Origin of the sequence: Saccharomonospora iraqiensis subsp. paurometabolica YIM 90007, from assembly GCF_000231035.2 — a bacterium.
Taxonomy (GTDB): Bacteria; Actinomycetota; Actinomycetes; order Mycobacteriales; family Pseudonocardiaceae; genus Saccharomonospora; species Saccharomonospora paurometabolica.
Map to the genome: position 1 here is coordinate 66,599 of NZ_KI912225.1, position 16,619 is coordinate 83,217.

Below are 16,619 nucleotides of genomic sequence, written 5' to 3' on the forward strand. Positions count from 1 at the left end.
AGCAGCGCGGCGACCCGCCGCAGCAGCGCGTCGCGCTCGGCCCCGGTGACCGCGTCGGCGACGGTCCCCCAGCCCCACCACGACCGTGTCCGTTCCGGCACGCGGCACCTCCACTCTCCCCGGCGGCCCGGTCGGCGTCGATCATGGAACCGTACCGGTGGTCCGTGCCGTGATCCACCGTCGCCGTCCGCGGTGGCGGCCGCCCGAGCCCCGCCTGTGGCAGACTGGGTCGCGCATGACTTCTTTCCGTTACCGCCCCGCGGCGCGTCCTCGCGCGACGGCCCCGTCCGGGCCCCCGTCCCCGACGTCGCCCACCCGCGGGAGTTGATCTTCGATGCAGACACGTCAGACGCTGGAGCGCACCCTCACCGCCATCGACGGACGCGGGTACGGCTCCTACAAGCAGCTGCGCGGCACCTACGACCTCGGCCGCTTCCAGCTCTCGGTGGACAACGTGCAGGTCGACCCGTACGCGCCGCCGTCGAAGGCGCGCGCGATCGTGGACGCCGCCACCGCGGGGCTGCCCGCCGATCTGGTGGACACGCCGCTCAAGCGGGTCGCCGTGAGCGACTTCCTCACCCGGCGCTGCCACGACGCCACCCGGCGCGCGGCGCGGGAGTCCCGGGACGGCGGCGCCGTCTCGATCGGCGCGCCCGGGCAGGAGGTGCTGCCCCGCACCAGCGTGCTGATCGCCGACGACCGGGTGGAGGCCCGGTTCGAGGTGGCGCTGCCCGCGAAGGGCCGCAGCGTCCTCGGCAAGGCCGCCTCGACCATCCTCACCCGGATCGTGCCGCAGATCGTCGAGTCGGCGCTGATCCATGCCAACCTGGACGCCGACGCGCTGCGCGCCCACGTGGCGCTGCACCTCGACCAGGAACACCTGCGCGCCCGGCTGGCCGAGCGCGGGCTGGTGGCCTTCGTCGGCGACGGCGCGACCCTGCCGCGCCGCTCCGGGGACTCCGACCTGCCGATGGACGAGGGCGCGAAACCGTTCGACAGCCCCGAGTCGCTGCGGGTCTCGTTCGACCTGCCCAGCGGCCGCACGGTCACCGGCATGGGTGTGCAGGAGGGCGTCACGGTCATCATCGGCGGTGGCTACCACGGCAAGTCCACCCTGCTGCGCGCCCTGGAACGCGGTGTCTACCCGCACCTGGCCGGCGACGGCCGCGAGTGGGTCGTCACCCGGCCGGACGCCGTCACGATCCGGGCCGAGGACGGCCGCGCGGTGACCGGGGTGGACATCTCCCCGTTCATCACCGACCTGCCCTCCGGGGCCGACACCACCCGGTTCACCTCCACCAACGCCAGCGGATCCACCTCGCAGGCGGCGAACCTCGTGGAGGCCACCGAGACGGGCTCGTCGCTGCTGCTGATCGACGAGGACACCTCGGCGACCAACTTCATGATCCGCGACAACCTGATGCGCAGGCTCATCCCCGCCGAACGCGAGCCGATCACCCCGTTCGTGGACCGCATCCGCCCGCTGTACGAGGAGGCGGGCGTGTCCACGGTCCTGGTGGCCGGGGGGTCCGGCGCGTTCTTCGCCGTCGCCGACCACGTGATCGCCCTGGACGCCTACACCCCGCACGACGTCACCGACGCCGCGCACGACATCGCCGACGCCCCGCGCGAGCCGGACGGGAAGGCGGACCGCGACAAGTCGGTGTTCACCGGCACGGCGGCGCGGGTGCCCGCCGCCTCGGCGCTGCGGCCGAAGAACAAGACCAAGCCCGCCAAGGCGAAGGGCCGCGGGGCGGTGCAGTTCGGCACGCAGACCCTCGACCTGGGCGCGGTGGTCCAGCTGGTCGACCCGGCGCAGACCAACGCGGTGGCGCGGTTCCTGGACCGGCTCGCCGACGAGTTCGACGGCCGGCTTTCCCTGCGCGAGGCGATCGACGAGGTCTACGACCGCGTCGAGAAGGAGGGGCTGGACTCGCTGTCCCCGCACAGCGGCCACCCCGGCCACCTCGCGCTGCCCCGCCGCCAGGAGGTGCACGCCGCCCTGAACCGCTACCGGGGCCTGAAGGTCACCCCGCGCTCCTGAGGAGGGCACCGGCAAGATCCGCGGGAATCGGCCTTCCCCGGTGGCCGGTGACGGTACGATCCGGCACCGTGTCGCGACTCGAGCACGCGGTGCGGAATCGGCCTTTCCCGGGTGGACTCCGCGCCGTTCTCGGATCCGCCCTCGTGGGGTCGGCCCTGGGGGTGGTGTCCCAGCGGGCCGACTACGGCCCCGACTGGCTGCACCACCTGGCCAGCTACGCCGTGTTGTGGCTGTTGGCCGCCGCACTGACCGGCCGGGCGGCACGTAGCCCCGGTGCTGCCGCGCTCGCCGGGGCGGCGACGCTCCTGGCCGCCACCGTGGCCTACTACGTCAGCTACGTCCTCATCGACGGTGGCTCACCCGGGAACCTCCCGCTGTTCTGGCTGCTCGCCTCGGCGGTGGCCGGGCCCACGGCCGCGGTCGCGGGACACCACGCCGCACACCACCCCGCCGTTCCCGGGGCTGTCGCCGGGGCACTGCTGGCGGGCGCCTTCCTCGGGGAGGCCCTCTTCGTGTCCGTGGCGCGGGCCGAGGACGTCCGCTGGGTCACGGTGGCGCTCGACTGCGCGGTCGGTGCGTACTGGCTGTACGGCGCACTCAAACGGGACGCGCGCACCGCCCTCGGGGTCGCGGCACCGTGCTCACCCGGACCCGCCCGACCGGCGACTACCGTTCCTCCGGGTCGAGCGTGCCCAGGTCGATCGTCTCGGACGGTGAGTGCAGACCGGGCGCGACGTACGACGACGGTTCGGGTCGGGGATGGGGGACCATCGCGTCCCGTTCCACCCGGTCGGCGCGGGAGTCACCGTCCCCCGCGGATTCGGTCCGCCCCACCGTGGGCGTCCCGGCCGGTGCGGCCTCGGGCGGCTCGTCGATGTCGGGTGCCGGTGCCTCGGTCGTCGTGTCGGCCGACACCCTCGGCGCCGTGCCGGTCGTGGTGCCGGTCGGGGTGGTACCGGTACTCCCCCGCCGAGTCGGCTCGGGACCGGCACCGGTGGGGTCGGGCGTCGGACCGTCCGTCCGCGGGTCCGGATCGGGCGACGGCCACAGAACGACCACCGCGGCCACGGCCACGGCAGCCGCCGACAGCCCTGACCAGGCCCACACCGCGCGCCGACCGCTCGGATACCGCATCGTCTCCCCGGCCCTTCCGTCGTCGGATTCCACCACGGGCGGCAACACCGGGTGCGCGTGGTGGAATCGGGAGGTAGCCGAATGTTTCTCACGCTACGGTGCCCACCGGTCCGCACCGCGTGCGCCGACGCCTGGGCCGCCCGGTGGCTCCGAGTCCCGAGCTCCGCCCCGGCGAGCACGCCGAACACACCGGCACACCCGCCGAGCCGAGCCGCCTACTCCGTGGTGTGGTTCCACGGATTGAGCAGTTCCACCCCGGTACCGGAGAAGTCCTTGGTGTTGCGGGTCGCCAGCGGAATACCGTGCGAGCGGCAGATCGCCGCGATCTGCGCATCCGCCATGCCGACCGCCAGGCCCTCCCGCTCCCGTGCCACGGTGATCTCCGCATAGCAACCGGCCGCGGCGTCGTCGAAGGGGAGAACTCTGCCCCGGAAGTCCTCGGCGAACAATTCCTCCACCTGCACCACCACCTCGCGCTTGCGGCGACCGTCCGACAAGCGAGCCGCCCCGTAGCGCAGTTCGGCCGCCGTCACCGCGGTGACGAAGACATCCTCGGCCGGCAAGCGGTCCACCCACGCCATCACCCCGGGATCGGGCTCGGGCCGCATCAGCTCGGACACGACGTTCGTGTCGAGGACGGTCATTCCTCCAGCTCCGCGGCCCGCGCCGGTTCCGTCCGGGGCGGCGGCTCGATCGACAGGTCCCCACTCCCGGCGAACCTGCGGCGGATCCGTGTCGCCATCCCCTCATCGGAGGAAGGCCGCGTCAACGCCCGGCGCAGGATGTCACGCACCTCCGCCTCCATCGACCGGCCGTGCTCCGCCGCGCGAACCCGCAGCTCGGCCTTCAGTTCGTCGTCGAAGTCCCGGACCGTTAACGTCGCCATGTCCACCCTCCACGCTGTCACTGCTTTCAATGCTAACGCGAACGGGTCGCTCGGCGGCGCCGTTCCTTCCCGGAGGAAGGAAGCCGGGACGGCGAACACGAACGAGCCGGATGCCGTCGACCGGTTCGAGGGCACATCTCGTGCACCGCATGGTCGCGGTGTGTGATCGTCAGCGCGGGATGTCGGCCCCGCACGCGATCGGCGCGACCGCGGGAGAACTCTTCCCGTCTGCGTTCCACCACGCGCGACGGCACCGCGTGCGCGAAAACAGCGGTGTCGCCGAGGGCCGCACGCTACCGTGAACCCGTGGCTCTCACCGCGTGCGCCGACCCCTCCCCCGCCCGCTGGCTCGGGGCGGACGGCTCGCCCTGGACACGGCTTGTCACGTTCGGGCCTTCCGGGTTCGCCGCCCACGCCCGCCTGCGGTTCCTGCCCGACCCCGCACATCCGGGTCAGGCCGAGGCCGACGCCGATGGGGACGACCATGCGGCCGTGCAACTGCGGACGCTGTTCGACGTGCTGGCCGAACACACCCGCACCCCGCGGGAGTGCTACTTCGGCCTCTGGGACGGTTCCGGCACCCTCGTCGGTGTCGAGCTCCCGGCCGTGGCCGACGAACCCGCTCCACCGGTGCGACCGGACCCGGACGCCGTGCCGGGGGTCGCCCCGGCCGACACCCTGCCCCCGCCGCTGCCCGGACCACGGGTGGAGCTGCCCCACCGGTCGTACGTGCTCTTCCGGGGGCCACTGTCCGACGCGGGCGACTGGACCACCCCGGACGGGTGGCCCGCTCAGCCCCGACTGGACATCACCGACACCGCACTCGCCTGGCCCGCCGACCGTGCCTGGTTCGTGGCCAACGACGTCGACCCGCACTGGGCCGGGATCGGTGCCGACCCCGGCGTCATCGACCGCCTCGTCGCGGACCCACGCCTCGATGCGGTCCCGGCCGACCCGGACGCCGAGCAGCCGAGGTACTCGTGAGATCGGACTCGCAGGACAAGAAGGCGCTCAGCTACGCCAGGGACCGCCGCAACGACTACGGTGAGAACGACAAGAGCTCGCGGAAGAACATCCGACGGTTCAAGCGGCGAACGCACCGAACCGCCCGCCGTCGGGACAAGCAAGTCCTGGGCTCCGCTACCGGCCGCCCCACCGGAGAGGATGTCGACGAGACCGGGGTCGGGCTGCGGTCACAGACAGTCCGCCAAGCACGGAAGGTGCCCGACGCGCCGTTGGGCGAGACGATCGTCGGCAAGCTGCGTCGCCGGGCCGAACGTGGGATGAACGATCCCGCCCTTGTCGAGCGGGCCGTCGACCGCATCCACCGGCGGACGTAGCTGCTTCTACGGCTGTACAGACCGTGCTACGGTGCCGCTGATGTTCCGGTTCATCGTCCTCTTCCGCTGACGGCCCTGCGCCCGCCCCTCGCAGATCCCGGTGCCGACCTGGGCGGGTCTCCGCGCGCCCTTCCCGGCGCAGGACCCTGTCAGCCCCGCGCGTCCACTCCCGTGATCGTCGTCGGTTGTGCGCGCCGTGGACCGGAGATGACGTGTCAACCGAACACCATTCCTATCGCGCGGTGCTGCGGACGCGGCACGTGGCGCGCTCCTTCTGGCCGAATATCATCGGCCGCTCCTCGCTCGCGATGTCCGGACTCGCATTGGTGCTACTGCTGGAGTCCGGAGGTGGCTCGTTCGCGGTGAGCGGCGCCGTCACGGCCGCTCTGGGGATCGCGAACGTGGTGGCCACCCCGTGGCGGGCCCGGGCCATCGACCGGTTCGGGCAGACGGGAACCATGTCGCTCCTCGGCGCGGTCCATACGGCGGCCCTCGTCGGGTTCGCCGCGCGTCCGGACACCGGGTTTATCACCCTCCTGTTCCTCGGCGTCGTCGCCGGAGTGTCGATTCCCCCGTTCGGCTCCACGATGCGGGTGATCTGGTCCGATGCACTGACCACCGGGCCGATGCGCACCCGCGGTCTCGGTCTCGACGCGGTCGCCGAAGAGGTGATCTTCGCTGTGGGCCCCCTGGTCTCCGCCGTCCTCACCACGCTCGCCGATCCGGTCCTGGCACTGTCCACCTCGGCCGGATGCGTTGCCGTCGGCACCGCCCTCTTCGTCACCAGCCCACTCTCCCGCCGTCGGAACGGGCTCCGCACCCGGACAGCGGTCGCGTCGACACGATCCGCGGCGAAGCCGTTGCGTGCACCCGGCTTTCTTCCGGTGGTCGTGACCATCACGGTTCCGGGCGTCATCCTCGGGGCGGTCGAGATGGCGGCCCCTGCCCTCGGCGCCGCCACCGAAACCCCGATGCTTCCGGGAATCGTCCTCGCCCTGTTCGCCGGATCCAGCGCACTCGGCGGCCTGCGGTACGCCCGGGTGACTCACCGCGCGTCGATCGAACGGCAGGTGCTCGTGCTCTGCACCTCGCTGCTCGCCGTCAGCGCGATCACCGCAATCATCGGCTCCACACCGGTACTCGTGGTCGGCACCAGTGTGATGGGTGTCTTCATCGCCCCGTTACTCATCACCGGATATGTCGCCGCGGACACCCGCGCCGCGCCGCACTCGCGGACGGAAGCGAACGGCTGGATCACCACCTCGGTCAACCTCGGCACCGCAGCCGGCTCCGGACTGTTCGGAGCCGCCACCGGAGCCGTTGCACCCGGCACCGCACTCGCGCTCTGCACGGCCGCCGCCGCGACCGTCCTGATCGCCGGTGCTCCGCGACTGGTGCGCAACGACCGACGCTTCCGACACGGCGGTGATGCCGTGGAACACTCCGGCGATCCGCAGGGTTGAGCTCCGACAATCCGACCACGATCGGGGCGGGGCGTCGGTAGGATGCCGCCATGCCGTCCCTGCGCGACACCTTCTCGCTGGACGAACTGAAAAGCACGCAGGAACGGTCTCTGGCGATCTCGCTCGCCGCGCTCTACCTCGGCACCGGACTGTCGTACTCGTCGCTGGCGATCTACCTGAATCTGCACGTCGGCCTCAGCCCGTCGGTCTACGGGTTGGGCATGGGTGTCGCCGCGGTACTGGGCCTCGTGTCGGGGCCGGTGGCCGGGAGGCTGGCCGACCGTCGCGACGGCCACCGGATCTACCTGGCACTGGTGTGCACCATGGGCGTGGCGACCCTGACGCTCACCGTGTCCCCGGCCTGGCTCGCACTGGTGCTGCTGAGTGTGCTGATGGTGTGCGGCCGGGGCGGCGCGGCGGTGATCGGAGCGTTGATCGGACGGGCGGTCGACGAGGAACGCCGGGTGCGCTACCGGGCCGTGGTCAGGACACTGAGCAACGTCGCGATGGTCGCCGGGCTCGGTCTCGGCGCGCTCGTGCTCGCGTGGGGTTCGCTCACCGCGTTCCGGGTGGGCTTCGTGGTGGAGGCGGCGACATTCCTGGTCGCGGGGCTGCTGGTGCGGCTCGCCGGAGCGCGCCTCGCCCCGGCACAGGCCCCTCTCCCGACTCCCCGACCAACGCCGGAGGGCCGCTCCGGGGTATTGCGGGACCGCCGGTTCGCGCTGCTGACCGCGACGGCGTGCTGATGCTGCCGGAGTCGATGCTCACCGTCGCCCTGCCCCTGTGGGTGGCGACGCAGATGCACGCCCCGCTGTGGCTGGTGTCGGCAGCTCTGGTCGTGCAGACAACGGGCACGGTACTGCTGCAGATCCCGGTGAGCCGCCGCATCACGGATGTGCCGGCAGCGGCCCGCGCGGGCAGACGCGGTGCCGCGCTGTTCGCGGCCGCGGCGTTGTTGTTCCCGGTGGCGGCACTGGCCGACCACGGGCCTGCCGCCGTCGCCACGGTGCTGGCCCTCGCGTTGGTCCTGGTCGGCGGCGACGTCCTGTACGCGGCCGCGTCCTGGGGCATCGTGTACGGCCTGGCCCCGGAGTCCTCGCTCGGGCAGTACCAGGGCTTCTACAACAGCGGGTTCGACCTGAGCATGATTACCGGTCCGGTCCTGTTCGCCTGGCTCGTGGACGGCGGCGTGCAACTGGGCTGGTTCGGTCTGAGCGCGCTGTTCCTGCTCGCAGGACTGGCTCTGGTGCCCCTCACCGCCCGGCACACCGCTCCCGCCGCAGCGGACTGACCGGTGAGCCGACGCGACGGGGCAGACGCCAACACCGGAGTGGTGGGCACGACCACGGATCGCATGGCCACCGCGTCGATTCGGGGCCGGGAAGTGTCATTCCGTGTCGGTGCCGACGACGTCGTAGACGAGGTGGGTCGCCCGCGGCGACTCGGTGACCTCCCGCTGGACCAGCGTCGTCCGGCCGACGAGGTCGAACAGCCGCGTGCCGCCGCCGAGCACCACCGGCGACAGGTGGATGCGGAGCTCGTCGACCAGCCCCGCCGCCAGGCTCTGATCGATGACGTTCGCACCGCCCATGACGACGACGTCGTTGTTCCCCGCGCTCACCCGGGCCCGGTCGACGGCGTCCGCCACGCCCCCGGTCACGAATCGGAACCTGGAGGCGAGCCGCACCTGGCCGGGCGGTTCGTGGGTGACGACGTAGCACGGCGGTGCGGCCGACTGGTCCTGGTCGTGTCCGTACCCGACATCGTCGGTCCACCCGTGCGGGCCGTCCACGATGTCGAACAGCCGTCGCCCCATCACGACGGCGCCGGTCGTCTCGAAGCTACGCGCCAGCACCGCTTCGTCCACAGAGGAGCGGGGCTCCTCCAGCACCCACGCGTGGATCGCCTCACCGCCGACGCCGAGGCCACGCTCGAGATCCACGCCCGGTGCCGCGACGTACCCGTCCAGGGACATCGAGATATCAGCGACCACCCTGCTCATACCCACTCCTTCGGACCCGTCGTTCCGAACGACCTCGCGCACGTTGAACGGCGACCTTTTCGTCCCTGCGTTAGCGATGCCGTGACCGACGCGGACCCTGCACACACTGCATGACCTGCGAACTTCATTAAGTCAAGCACACTTCACTGACTCAACACAAGTGCTACGGTCGGACCATGCGAACGCGTGAGTACGGACAGTTCTGCGGCCTCGCGCGAGCCGCCGAGATGCTCGGACAGCGGTGGACGCTGCTCCTCCTGCGCGACCTGCTGGTCGGCCCGCGAAGGTATTCGGACCTGGTCGCCGGGCTGCCCGGCATCCCGACGAACCTGCTCGCCACCCGCCTGAAGGAGCTCGAGCAGGACGGCCTCGTGGCCCGCGAGGCCCGCAGCGGCGCGGACCGCTCGGTCGTCTACTCCGTGACGCGACGGGGTGCCGAGCTCGCACCCGCGCTCGATGCCCTCGCCCGCTGGGGCGCGGCCGGGATGCAGGCACCACGTGCGGGCGAGATCGTCACGACCGCGTCCCTCGTGACCGCGTTGCGGGTAGCGGCCGAACACGCCCAGGCACCGCGTCAGCGGCAATTGGCGTACACGGTGCGGGTCCGCGACGCGGTCGCCCATGCAGTCCTGCGCGACGGTGCCGTCGACGTCGGGGCCGGCGAGCACCCCGAACCCGACCTCGTGATCACGGGCGGTCCGCAGTTCCGGGACCTCCTCGCGGGTGTGCTCGACCCGGAGTCGGCCCTCGCGGACGGCGCGGTCGAGCTCGATGGTGACCCCGCCGCGCTCGCCCCGTTCGTCGCGACCTTCAGGGTGCCCTACTCCCCGGAGGTGCGGGACTGACTTCTCCGGCGCGCGTCTCGGGGCGGTACGGTGACCTTCAACTGGGAAATGGCCAGTCTCGCCGGTGCAAAGTCAGCAGCACCGTGACACTGCCGTCCTGCTCGGATATCTCCTTCACCCGCTGGAAGCCGAGTCGCGCGAGCAATGACAACGAGGCTACATTCAATTCGGCGACCGTCGCGTGCACGGCTTCCAACCCGTGCCGGTCGAAGCCGTACCCTGCAAGGACGCGGACCAGCTCGGTACCGAGACCCTTTTTCCAGCTCGAGTACGCCAAGGCGTAGATGATCTCGTAGCCGCCTGCGACCTCGGTCGGCTTGATCTCGGCGTGGCCGATCAACTCGGGACCTTGTCGGACTCCCCAGACGTCGAACCGGTCCTCCGCGTAAACGTCGAAGACCCGGTGGAAGAGCGCTCGGTCCTCCGCCTCGGAACAGGGGCCGTCGCCCATCCAGCGCGACACCCGCTCGTCTCGAAACAGCGCGACGAATGCCCCTTCGTCCTCACGAGTGTAACGGCTGAGGACCAGCCGTTCGGTGTGCAGCATCGGTGACGTCATGAGGGGCGACGCTAGCGTCCGCGTGCGCCTGCGACATGTGCTTTTCGTGCTCCCGCGGCCCATCGGGCAACAGGCAGGCGGCGCCGGAGGGGCCGCCCCGCCCAGCACACCGCGCCCGCTCCCGCCGCGGCGGACTGACCGGCGAGCCTTCCGACCCGGTCGCCGGGGACGCGCGCCACCCGGGACCGCGTACAGGAGGGGACGTGAGTGCGATGGCCAAGGAGTTTCTGGTGGCCTACGGCGTCGACGTGAACGCGGTCGGCGGCTGGCTCGGCTGGTACGGGGGTGAGGTCGACTGGATCCACCACGAATCCGACTACGCCGTGTTCACCATGACCGTGCACCCGGACGTGCCCGGCCGCCCGCTCTGGGATCGCGCCAGCCGGTCTCACAGGACGCGGTCCGGGTGTTCGGACGGTCAGAGAGCAGCTACCCTCAGCAGTACCTCGCGTGGCGGCGGCGACCGGATCCCGGAAAGCCGCGTGACGTGACCTGCTTCCGTGATCCGAGGTGACCGGCGATGGCAGACAGTTTCGGGCAGACGTTACGCAGATTGCGTGAGGCGGCCGGGCTTTCCCAGCCCGAGCTCGCCCGCCGCGTGCCGATCTCCCAGTCGAGCCTGTCCCGATACGAGAGTGACCGGCAGGCGGTCGCGCCCGAGGTCGCCGCCCGGCTCGACGACGTGCTCGGGGCGGGCGGCAGCCTCGTCGCCGCACGACCGCCATCGGCGGGCGAGGTTCTCACTCGGGACGACCGGGACCGCATCGCACACCACATCTCCTATCCGTCGCGTGTAGATGGTTGCACCGTGCGGGCACTGGCCGACCTACTCGCCGCGCAACGTCGGCTCGATGACACGCTCGGCCCGACTCCGCTCATTTCCTCCACTCTCGCCCAGGTCGACACCGTGACCGGCATGGCACGGCACGCCACCGGCACACATCGCGACGACCTCCTGGAAGTCGCCGCCGAATGGGTGCAGTTCGCCGGGTGGCTGCACGCCGAGGCCCGTCATGACGGCGAGGCCACGCGGTTTCTCGCCGAGGCCGAGCACCTCGCGGACGCGGCCGGTAGCGGCATCCTCGCCGCCCAGGCCGCGAATTTCCGGGGCTATCTGGCCCGGCAACAGGGCAACGCCCGGGGCGTGGTGCGATGGTTCCTCGCCGAACACCTCACCCCGGGCGCACACATCGCCCAACGGGTCGGCGCCGCCGCACAGGCCGCACACGGGCATGCTCTGCTCGGCGAACGCGACACCGCCCTCCGGCTGCTCGACGTCGCCGGCGGGCTGCTCGACGACGCCGCCCGCGAGGATCCACCCCGCACCGCGTACTGGCTCACACCGACTTTCCATCGGCTCAATCTCGGCCTGGCCCATCTTGCGTTGGGCGACCACCACACGGCCACCGACCACCTCGCCGCCGGGCTCGACGCACTACCGCCCGACCAGCAGACCGCCGAATGGACGCGCGAATACCGTTCCGCGCTCGACACCGCACACTCGGCCGCATAACCCCCCGCCTATGCGCGGGTCCATGCGCATGACGCAACCCCTCCCGCTGTGGCACCTTCTGGCCGACCCTGGCCGACATGACTGCGAACAACGGACGATGTCGGCCGGAGTGCGGCGAGTCCCTCCCCGACCCGCACGGCAGGAACGTGGACCCGGTCGACGGACACGACGCACGCGACCTCGACCCGACCGCGGGCCGTGACGCCACCCGGGAGGACACCGATGATCCGGCGTGACCGGGAACTGCTCACCCGTCTGGCCACGGTCAACCGCGCACTCGGCGGCGTGGTCGTCGAGCTCATGGCACGCCAGGACGGCGGCGAACTCCCCGCCGAACCGCTACGGAACCTGGCCCACGCGCTCGGCACCCTGGCAACCGACCTGACCACCCGCGCCGACGAACTCGACGGCCGACCGATCAACGGCGTGAACCAGTGACCGGCGACCTCACGACCCTGCTGCCGAGCATCGGTGAGCTCCCGTTGTCGCGGTGGACGGCCACGGACTCACCCACGCCCGCCGTGGGACTCGACGTGCTGTGCCGGGTCCTCGCCGCTCTCGAAGCGTGGGGCACCGCCGCCTGCGCAGCATGTGCGTCGGAACCGGTCGCACGACCGGACAAACCACGCGGAACCATCGACGGTCGGTTCTGCGACGGCTGCATCGCCGACGGCCTCGCGGACACGAACCGCAGGCACTGGTGCCCGATCGACGAACTCGGATCCCGCGAGACCTAAGCCGATGCCACAACCCGGTCGACGCGGGTGACTCCTGCCTCGCGCCGACCTCCCGAACATCTTCGTGGTCACCGCATCGCGCGCCACTGCTCGACGAGCGCGGGCAGCTGCGCGCGGAGGAAGGCGAAGAAGTCCGCGGTTTCGAGCAGGCGGGCGGCGGCCCGCTCGTCGTCGGCCGCGTTCGCGCCGTCGGCGAGGAGTGCTTCGAGGGCCCGGAGGGTGTCCTCCTGACCGACGGTGGCCTCGACCCAGGCGTCGGGGCGGACCGCGTAGACGAGTTGCCGGTCACCGCGCCGGGTGGTGTCGACCAGGTTGAGGGTGCGCAGCATCTTGGCGCCGTTCGAGATGGCCGAGGGCCCCACCGCCAGGCGAGTGGCGAGCTCGCTCGCGGTGAGCGCCCCGTCGGGCGCCGCCATGAGGGTGGCGAACATGCGGGCGGACATCCTCGGCCAGCCCGAGCGCGCCAGCATCTCGGCGAACCGCTCGACGAACCTGTCGACGTCCCCTGCCATCAGTGGTCCCTCCTCGTCGGATCGGGATGACCGGACCCTATTACTTCACACATTTCATGAACTATGTGTAGTGTATCGCCATGGCACCGGCGATCCGGCTTCACCAAGTCTCCAAGTCCTTCGGTCGTGCACGGGCTCTCGACGTCCTCGACCTGACCGTCCATCAGGGTGAGGTGCACGGGCTGCTCGGCCCGAACGGAGCGGGCAAGTCGACGGCGATCCGGGTGCTGCTGGGGATGCTCCGTCCCGACGCGGGCGGTGCCACGGTGCTCGGGCGGGACCCGTGGTCGGAGGCACCCGAGTTGCACCGGCGACTGGCCTACGTGCCGGGGGACGTGAGCCTGTGGCCGAACCTCACCGGGGGCGAGGTGATCGACCTGCTCACCCGCATGCACGGCACCGGGAGCCGCGCCCGGCGCGATGAGTTGATCGAACGGTTCGAGCTGGACCCCGCCAAGCGGTCACGCACCTACTCGAAGGGCAACCGGCAGAAGGTCGGCCTGGTCACTGCGTTCAGCCTCGACGCCGATCTGCTCGTCCTCGACGAGCCCACGTCCGGACTCGACCCGCTGATGAACGAGGTCTTCAAGGAGTGTGTCCGCGAGGCCAACCGGGCCGGGCGGACGGTGCTGCTGTCCAGCCACATCCTCTCGGAGGTCGAGCAGTTGTGCGGGCGGGTGAGCATCGTCCGCTCCGGGCGCACGGTCGACGCCGGTTCGCTGGCCGAACTGCGGGCGCACGCCGCCACCGTGGTCACCGCGACCCTGGCGACGGCACCCGGCGACCTGTCCGGGATCGAGGGCGTGCGGGACGTCGTCACCGACGGCACCCGGATCACGGTTACGACGACGCGGTACGACGCCGTGATGACGTGTCTGGCACGGGCGGGGATCGAGTCCCTGACGGTGACCCCGCCGACGCTGGAGGACCTGTTCCTGCACTACTACGACACCACCGCGACCACGGAGCCCGTCCGATGAGCACGCTGACCGGCACCGCGGGAATGCTCGGACTCACCCTCCGCCGGGAGCGGATCCATGCCCCCGCCTGGTACGGGTTGTCCGCGCTGCTGGTGGTCGTGGTCGGCGCCGGGATCCTCGGGACCTACCCGACCAACGCCGCCCGCGCCGACCTGGCCGCCACCGTCAACGCCGACGCCGCAGAGCTGTTCCTCATCGGCCCGATGTCCAGCACCGACATCGGTGGTCTCCTCCTGTGGCGCACGCAGGGAATCGCGATCCTCTTCCTCGCGCTGGCGTCCCTCATCGTGGTCGGACGCAACACCCGGGCCGACGAGGAGAACGGCATCGCGGAGATGCTCGGCGCCGCCGCCCTCGGACGGGCCGCACCGCTGAGCGCCGCCCTCTCGGTCGCCGCCGCGGGCTCCGTGAGCGCGGGCCTCGTCGTCGCCATCGGGTTCACCGCACTCGGCGCGGACCCCGTCGGCAGCGCGTTCGCGGGTGCTCAGGTGATCGTGCTCGGAGTTCTGTTCGCGGGCATCGCGGGGCTCGCCGGGCAGCTCCTGCGGACCAGCCGGGCCACCACGAGCGTGTCGGTCACCGTCCTGGCGGTGCTCTACCTCGTCCGCGGCGCCGTCGACGCCACCGGAGGTAGCCACTGGACATCACCACTCGGCTGGGTCGCCGCACTACGGCCCTACGCCGACAACAACCTCCTCGCGCTGCTGCCCGCCCTGGCCCTGGCCGGTGCGTGTGTTGCCCTCGGCCTGCGGACGGCCTCCCGCCGCGATTTCGGCGCGGGGCTGCTTCCCGACCGTGGGGGGCGGTCCCGTGCCACACGCGCGCTGCGCGGACCGCTGTCGCTCGCGCTGCGGACCAGCCGGGGAACCATCCTCGGAGGCAGCGCGGCCGCGGCCGTGCTCGGACTGCTGATCGGCTCCGTCGCGTCCACCGTCGATGAGCAGGTCAGCCTCGACCTCGGCAGCACCGGCCCGGGGCTCGCCCCGGTCACCCTCCACCTCGCACCCCAGATCATCACCGTCCTCGCCCTGGTTACCCTGCTCCGCGCCCGGGGCGAGGTCACCAGTGGCAGAGCCGAAGTACTCCTGGCCGGTCCGCTGCACCGCGCCCGGTGGCTGCTCGCCCACGCGGCCACGGCCGGCATCGCCGCTCTCGCCGCCCTCACCGGCCTCGGGCTCGGGCTGGGCATCGCGCACGCCGGGACCGGCGGCGACGCCACCGATATCGTTCTTTGGACGTGGGCGGCCGTCATCCGCGCCCCGGCCGTGTGGCTGCTCACCGCGCTGAGCGCCGTGGTCCTGGCCCGCGCACCCCGCTTCGCCGCCGCCACCGAGTTCACCGTGCTCGGGCTGCTCCTGGCACTCGAATTCGGTACGGAACTGCGGATTCTCCCACCCGAAGCACCCGGCCTCTCCCCCTTCGCACTGGTGCCCCAACTCCCCGAGGGGGCGGCCAATGAGCCTTTGCCAACCTGATTAGGTGTTGGCGATGATGAGGGTCTGAACTGCGGCGATGAGTTTGTCGGCCTGGTTGGGGCTGGAGCGGATTTTGCGCAGGACCCGCCAGTTCTTCAGCTCGGCGTTGACCCGCTCGCCCGGCCCGCGGCGGCGGGCGTGCGCGGTGTTCACGTCCTTCTGGTTCTGCGACAGCTTCCGGAACCGGCCGGTGTCGGGGTCCTTGCGTCGACGCCGCTGCGGGACCGCCACCGTCGGCCCGGCGCCCTGGTAGGCGGTGTCGGCCGCAGCGCGGATCGCATGGTCGGTGAGCGCGTCGATGATGCCGTGGGCGCGGGCCGCCCCCATGTCGTGGCGGGCGCCGGGAAGCGGCGGGGAGATCCACACCAGCCGCCCGACGGGGTCGGCGAGGACCTGCACGTTCAGTCCGTGGGCCTTGTGCTTGCCGCTGTAGAAGACCCGGTCATGGCCGCAGGCCATACCGACCCGGTCGATGCGCAGCAGGGTGCCGTCGAGGATCACGAACGCCTTGCGCTTCGCGACTTCGATCGCCTCACCCAAGGTGGGCGCCATGGTCGCGAGCAGGTCGAGGGCCTCGCGGATATAGCGATAGACCGTCGAGGTACCGACGTCGAAGCCGCAGGCCAGATCGGCGTAGGTCTCACCCTTGCGCAGGTACGCCACAACGAGCAGGGCCTGCCGTCCGGCAGGCAGCTTGCGCCATCGAGTCCCGCGCAGACTCCGCTGCGCACGCAGCGCGTCGGCCAGCACGCCGAGGGCGCGGCTGGACACACTCATCCCGGACGGGTAAGACAGCATGGTGAAGCTCCTGGTGAGACGGATTGATCTAGGCAATCACCCGTCTACCAGGAGCTTCACCTATTGGTGGTCACGCCACGCCGCACTCGCCCTGACATGCCCGCCCGGCAGGTTGGCAAAGGCTCAATCTCGGGTCCACCGCCGTCCTGCTCGCGATAATCGCCGCACTCACCGCATTGACGGCCCGACGCGTCCGCCGCTTGGATATTCACTGATCATCCGGGAAATACCACCCCGAGGTACCAGCGCTCGACCGCCCCTGCTGCCGACAGTCCCGGCGGACGGCCCCGCCGCACCCCTGGAGACCACGATGCCGACCAGGCGGCCTGCA

21 protein-coding genes and 1 pseudogene are annotated in these 16,619 nt (G+C 71.4%); 15 read left to right on the forward strand and 7 right to left on the reverse strand.

Annotated features, from left to right (window positions below; all coding sequences use genetic code 11):
* Positions 1–334: 334 nt before the first annotated feature.
* A complete protein-coding gene (locus SACPADRAFT_RS0208985; RefSeq protein ID WP_007024449.1) occupies positions 335–2,044 on the forward strand; it encodes an ABC-ATPase domain-containing protein in 1,710 nt (569 codons plus the stop codon).
* Between the two features lie 89 nt (positions 2,045–2,133).
* Positions 2,134–2,670, forward strand: a pseudogene (locus SACPADRAFT_RS34490) (DUF6518 family protein); the annotation flags it as partial.
* Between the two features lie 40 nt (positions 2,671–2,710).
* Here SACPADRAFT_RS34490 and SACPADRAFT_RS31395 read toward each other — a convergent pair.
* The 3 genes from SACPADRAFT_RS31395 to SACPADRAFT_RS0209000 form a co-directional block, all read right to left on the reverse strand.
* The gene (locus tag SACPADRAFT_RS31395; RefSeq protein ID WP_157577114.1) at positions 2,711–2,959 is read right to left on the reverse strand and encodes a hypothetical protein; all 249 of its coding nucleotides are present in this window, start codon (positions 2,957–2,959) and stop codon (positions 2,711–2,713) included.
* A 434-nt stretch (positions 2,960–3,393) separates the two neighbouring features.
* A complete protein-coding gene (locus SACPADRAFT_RS0208995; protein WP_007024447.1) occupies positions 3,394–3,822 on the reverse strand; it encodes a type II toxin-antitoxin system VapC family toxin in 429 nt (142 codons plus the stop codon).
* Positions 3,819–4,064, reverse strand: coding sequence for a FitA-like ribbon-helix-helix domain-containing protein (locus tag SACPADRAFT_RS0209000; RefSeq protein WP_007024446.1), 246 nt, complete (start codon positions 4,062–4,064; stop codon positions 3,819–3,821). The genes SACPADRAFT_RS0208995 and SACPADRAFT_RS0209000 overlap by 4 nt, the downstream gene beginning before the upstream one ends.
* A 306-nt stretch (positions 4,065–4,370) precedes the next feature.
* On the opposite strand from SACPADRAFT_RS0209000, the gene SACPADRAFT_RS0209005 reads away from it, so the two are divergent.
* From SACPADRAFT_RS0209005 to SACPADRAFT_RS0209025, 5 genes are all read left to right on the forward strand, one after another.
* Positions 4,371–5,048, forward strand: coding sequence for a hypothetical protein (locus SACPADRAFT_RS0209005; protein WP_007024445.1), 678 nt, complete (start codon positions 4,371–4,373; stop codon positions 5,046–5,048).
* Positions 5,045–5,404 (forward strand): hypothetical protein, encoded by a 360-nt coding sequence (locus SACPADRAFT_RS0209010; RefSeq protein ID WP_007024444.1) that lies wholly within the window; start codon positions 5,045–5,047, stop codon positions 5,402–5,404. The genes SACPADRAFT_RS0209005 and SACPADRAFT_RS0209010 overlap by 4 nt, the downstream gene beginning before the upstream one ends.
* Positions 5,405–5,616: 212 nt before the next feature.
* Positions 5,617–6,867: an MFS transporter gene (locus SACPADRAFT_RS0209015; protein ID WP_007024443.1), complete on the forward strand. Its 1,251-nt coding sequence runs from the start codon at positions 5,617–5,619 to the stop codon at positions 6,865–6,867.
* 50 nt (positions 6,868–6,917) lie between these two features.
* Entirely contained in the window at positions 6,918–7,613 is a 696-nt protein-coding gene (locus SACPADRAFT_RS0209020) for an MFS transporter (protein ID WP_007024442.1), read from the forward strand.
* Positions 7,607–8,158: an MFS transporter gene (locus SACPADRAFT_RS0209025; RefSeq protein WP_028662339.1), complete on the forward strand. Its 552-nt coding sequence runs from the start codon at positions 7,607–7,609 to the stop codon at positions 8,156–8,158. The genes SACPADRAFT_RS0209020 and SACPADRAFT_RS0209025 overlap by 7 nt, the downstream gene beginning before the upstream one ends.
* Before the next feature lie 96 nt (positions 8,159–8,254).
* On the opposite strand, the gene SACPADRAFT_RS0209030 is transcribed toward SACPADRAFT_RS0209025, so the two are convergent.
* Positions 8,255–8,869, reverse strand: coding sequence for a dihydrofolate reductase family protein (locus SACPADRAFT_RS0209030; RefSeq protein WP_007024440.1), 615 nt, complete (start codon positions 8,867–8,869; stop codon positions 8,255–8,257).
* A 176-nt stretch (positions 8,870–9,045) separates the two neighbouring features.
* Between SACPADRAFT_RS0209030 and SACPADRAFT_RS0209035 the strand changes: the two genes are divergently transcribed.
* Positions 9,046–9,714, forward strand: a complete 669-nt coding sequence (locus SACPADRAFT_RS0209035; RefSeq protein WP_028662340.1) for a winged helix-turn-helix transcriptional regulator — start codon at positions 9,046–9,048, stop codon at positions 9,712–9,714.
* A 37-nt stretch (positions 9,715–9,751) separates the two neighbouring features.
* Here the strand turns inward: SACPADRAFT_RS0209035 and SACPADRAFT_RS0209040 are convergent, their stop codons facing one another.
* Complete coding sequence (locus SACPADRAFT_RS0209040; protein ID WP_040924126.1) at positions 9,752–10,273, reverse strand: GNAT family N-acetyltransferase; 522 nt, start codon at positions 10,271–10,273, stop codon at positions 9,752–9,754.
* 203 nt (positions 10,274–10,476) lie between these two features.
* On the opposite strand from SACPADRAFT_RS0209040, the gene SACPADRAFT_RS0209045 reads away from it, so the two are divergent.
* The 5 genes from SACPADRAFT_RS0209045 to SACPADRAFT_RS0209065 all read left to right on the forward strand — a co-directional run bounded on the left by SACPADRAFT_RS0209045 (position 10,477) and on the right by SACPADRAFT_RS0209065 (position 12,523).
* Positions 10,477–10,764, forward strand: a complete 288-nt coding sequence (locus SACPADRAFT_RS0209045) for a hypothetical protein (RefSeq protein ID WP_007024437.1) — start codon at positions 10,477–10,479, stop codon at positions 10,762–10,764.
* A 29-nt stretch (positions 10,765–10,793) separates the two neighbouring features.
* The gene (locus tag SACPADRAFT_RS0209050; protein ID WP_007024436.1) at positions 10,794–11,786 is read left to right on the forward strand and encodes a helix-turn-helix transcriptional regulator; all 993 of its coding nucleotides are present in this window, start codon (positions 10,794–10,796) and stop codon (positions 11,784–11,786) included.
* Between the two features lie 77 nt (positions 11,787–11,863).
* The gene (locus SACPADRAFT_RS31400; protein ID WP_157577115.1) at positions 11,864–12,022 is read left to right on the forward strand and encodes a hypothetical protein; all 159 of its coding nucleotides are present in this window, start codon (positions 11,864–11,866) and stop codon (positions 12,020–12,022) included.
* Positions 12,009–12,224, forward strand: a complete 216-nt coding sequence (locus SACPADRAFT_RS0209060; protein ID WP_007024435.1) for a hypothetical protein — start codon at positions 12,009–12,011, stop codon at positions 12,222–12,224. The genes SACPADRAFT_RS31400 and SACPADRAFT_RS0209060 overlap by 14 nt, the downstream gene beginning before the upstream one ends.
* A complete protein-coding gene (locus tag SACPADRAFT_RS0209065; protein WP_007024434.1) occupies positions 12,221–12,523 on the forward strand; it encodes a hypothetical protein in 303 nt (100 codons plus the stop codon). Before SACPADRAFT_RS0209060 ends, SACPADRAFT_RS0209065 begins: the two co-directional genes overlap by 4 nt.
* A 68-nt stretch (positions 12,524–12,591) precedes the next feature.
* Here SACPADRAFT_RS0209065 and SACPADRAFT_RS0209070 read toward each other — a convergent pair whose 3' ends face one another.
* Positions 12,592–13,035, reverse strand: coding sequence for a GbsR/MarR family transcriptional regulator (locus SACPADRAFT_RS0209070; RefSeq protein ID WP_007024433.1), 444 nt, complete (start codon positions 13,033–13,035; stop codon positions 12,592–12,594).
* An 80-nt stretch (positions 13,036–13,115) separates the two neighbouring features.
* Between SACPADRAFT_RS0209070 and SACPADRAFT_RS0209075 the strand changes: the two genes are divergently transcribed.
* Both SACPADRAFT_RS0209075 and SACPADRAFT_RS0209080 read left to right on the forward strand, forming a co-directional pair.
* Positions 13,116–14,015 (forward strand): ABC transporter ATP-binding protein, encoded by a 900-nt coding sequence (locus tag SACPADRAFT_RS0209075; RefSeq protein WP_007024432.1) that lies wholly within the window; start codon positions 13,116–13,118, stop codon positions 14,013–14,015.
* Positions 14,012–15,490, forward strand: coding sequence for a hypothetical protein (locus tag SACPADRAFT_RS0209080; RefSeq protein WP_007024431.1), 1,479 nt, complete (start codon positions 14,012–14,014; stop codon positions 15,488–15,490). Before SACPADRAFT_RS0209075 ends, SACPADRAFT_RS0209080 begins: the two co-directional genes overlap by 4 nt.
* Here the strand turns inward: SACPADRAFT_RS0209080 and SACPADRAFT_RS0209085 are convergent, their stop codons facing one another.
* Positions 15,491–16,288, reverse strand: a complete 798-nt coding sequence (locus SACPADRAFT_RS0209085) for an IS5/IS1182 family transposase (RefSeq protein ID WP_028662341.1) — start codon at positions 16,286–16,288, stop codon at positions 15,491–15,493.
* Positions 16,289–16,619 lie beyond the last annotated feature (331 nt).

Coding starts and splice junctions, on each gene's coding strand:
- SACPADRAFT_RS0208985 (WP_007024449.1), top strand. CDS start 335: ATGCAGACACGTCAGACGCTGGAGCGCACCCTCACCGCCATCGACGGA.
- SACPADRAFT_RS0208995 (WP_007024447.1), bottom strand. CDS start 3,822: ATGACCGTCCTCGACACGAACGTCGTGTCCGAGCTGATGCGGCCCGAG.
- SACPADRAFT_RS0209000 (WP_007024446.1), bottom strand. CDS start 4,064: ATGGCGACGTTAACGGTCCGGGACTTCGACGACGAACTGAAGGCCGAG.
- SACPADRAFT_RS0209020 (WP_007024442.1), top strand. CDS start 6,918: ATGCCGTCCCTGCGCGACACCTTCTCGCTGGACGAACTGAAAAGCACG.
- SACPADRAFT_RS0209030 (WP_007024440.1), bottom strand. CDS start 8,869: ATGAGCAGGGTGGTCGCTGATATCTCGATGTCCCTGGACGGGTACGTC.
- SACPADRAFT_RS0209035 (WP_028662340.1), top strand. CDS start 9,046: ATGCGAACGCGTGAGTACGGACAGTTCTGCGGCCTCGCGCGAGCCGCC.
- SACPADRAFT_RS0209040 (WP_040924126.1), bottom strand. CDS start 10,273: ATGACGTCACCGATGCTGCACACCGAACGGCTGGTCCTCAGCCGTTAC.
- SACPADRAFT_RS0209050 (WP_007024436.1), top strand. CDS start 10,794: ATGGCAGACAGTTTCGGGCAGACGTTACGCAGATTGCGTGAGGCGGCC.
- SACPADRAFT_RS31400 (WP_157577115.1), top strand. CDS start 11,864: ATGACTGCGAACAACGGACGATGTCGGCCGGAGTGCGGCGAGTCCCTC.
- SACPADRAFT_RS0209060 (WP_007024435.1), top strand. CDS start 12,009: ATGATCCGGCGTGACCGGGAACTGCTCACCCGTCTGGCCACGGTCAAC.
- SACPADRAFT_RS0209070 (WP_007024433.1), bottom strand. CDS start 13,035: ATGGCAGGGGACGTCGACAGGTTCGTCGAGCGGTTCGCCGAGATGCTG.
- SACPADRAFT_RS0209075 (WP_007024432.1), top strand. CDS start 13,116: ATGGCACCGGCGATCCGGCTTCACCAAGTCTCCAAGTCCTTCGGTCGT.
- SACPADRAFT_RS0209080 (WP_007024431.1), top strand. CDS start 14,012: ATGAGCACGCTGACCGGCACCGCGGGAATGCTCGGACTCACCCTCCGC.
- SACPADRAFT_RS0209085 (WP_028662341.1), bottom strand. CDS start 16,288: ATGCTGTCTTACCCGTCCGGGATGAGTGTGTCCAGCCGCGCCCTCGGC.